The organism is Spirillospora sp. NPDC049652, assembly GCF_040675125.1.
In the GTDB taxonomy this organism is placed as follows: Bacteria; Actinomycetota; Actinomycetes; order Streptosporangiales; family Streptosporangiaceae; genus Spirillospora.
In genome coordinates this window covers 1-1,293 of the sequence record NZ_JBFAOF010001461.1, presented here as the reverse complement: position 1 = coordinate 1,293, position 1,293 = coordinate 1, and the positions used below count along the sequence as shown (strand labels likewise).

2 protein-coding genes are annotated in these 1,293 nt (G+C 74.0%); both read right to left on the bottom strand.

Annotated features, from left to right (window positions below; translation table 11 throughout):
* The coding region (locus tag AB0J52_RS41110; protein WP_500188674.1) for a serine/threonine-protein kinase at positions 1–900 on the bottom strand (900 nt) is incomplete at its 3' end.
* Between the two features lie 33 nt (positions 901–933).
* Positions 934–1,293 (bottom strand): FAD-dependent monooxygenase (locus AB0J52_RS41105; protein ID WP_500188673.1); only part of this gene is annotated, 360 nt, incomplete at its 5' end.

The following is a 1,293-nucleotide window of genomic DNA, read 5'->3' as shown; positions in this document are numbered from 1 at the left end:
CGGCCCCGGACGGGACGGCGCCTGGGCCCCGCTGGGCAGGGTGATCGCGAACCGGCCCCGGTGGTTCGCGCGGGCGTAGTCCATCAGGCGGCGGCCCAGGTCGTAGGCGCCGATGCGCGCCATCGGCTGCTTCTCGAGGCTCTGCTCGAGAAGCGTCCACAGCTCCGGCGGCAGGCCCGGCAGCGGAGGCGGCGGGACGTGCAGGTGCTCGTGCAGGACCGCCGAGATGCTGCCGCCGCCGAACGGCTGGCGCCCGGCGAGCAGTTCGTAGAGGGTGATGCCCGCGGCGTAGACGTCGGCGGGCGGGCCGGGCTCGGCCCCCTCCAGCACCTCGGGCGCCATGTAGCGGGGCGTTCCGACGATGTTGCCCGTGGCGGTCAGGTCGTCCCCGGACGCGATCCGGGCGACGCCGAAGTCGGCGAGCCGCACCGGCGACTCGGGCGCGCCGTGGTCGAGCAGCACGTTGGCGGGCTTGAGGTCCCGGTGGACGAGGCCCGCCTCGTGCACCGCGACCAGCGCCGCGCAGACCTGGCCGACCAGCCAGGCGGCCTCGGCGGGCGCCAGCGCGCCCCCGCGCCGCCCGCGGTACTCCGCGAGGTCCTCGCCGGTCACCAGGTCCATGACCAGGGCGAGCCGGTCCCCCTCCACGACCAGGTCGTGCACGGTCACCACGCTCTGGTGCCGGACCCGCAGCAGCGCCGTGCGCTCCCTGACGAACCTGGTCACCGCGGCCGGATCGACCGCGAGCTCGGGCCGCAGCACCTTGACCGCTCGTTCCTCGCCGGTCACGCGGTCGCGCGCCCGCCACACCACGCCCATGCCGCCCTGGCCGATCATGTCGACCAGCGTGTAGCGGCTGCCGAGCGCCGTGCCGTCCCCGTCCATCCCGACTACCCCCATGTCACAAAGATCACGACATTATGGCGGTATTGATCACTCAAGGGGGAGTCCGGCGTAGTTTTCGGCAAGGGAGGCCATGGCGGACGCAGATCCTGCCACGTAGTCCAGGTGGGCGAGCTGCAGCCGCCGGCCGAACGCGTCGCCCTCCGGGTCGGTGTGCAGCAGCGTGGTCATCCAGTACGAGAAGTGCTCGGCCCGCCACACCCGCCGCAGGCAGGCGGCCGAGTAGCCGTCCAGGAGCGCGGTCGCGCCGGACGCGTACCGCTCGGTCAGCGCGCGGGCGAGGACCGTCACGTCCGACACCGCGAGGTTGAGGCCCTTGGCCCCGGTCGGCGGGACGATGTGCGCGGCGTCCCCGGCGAGGAACAGCCGGTCGTGCCGCATCGGCTCGGC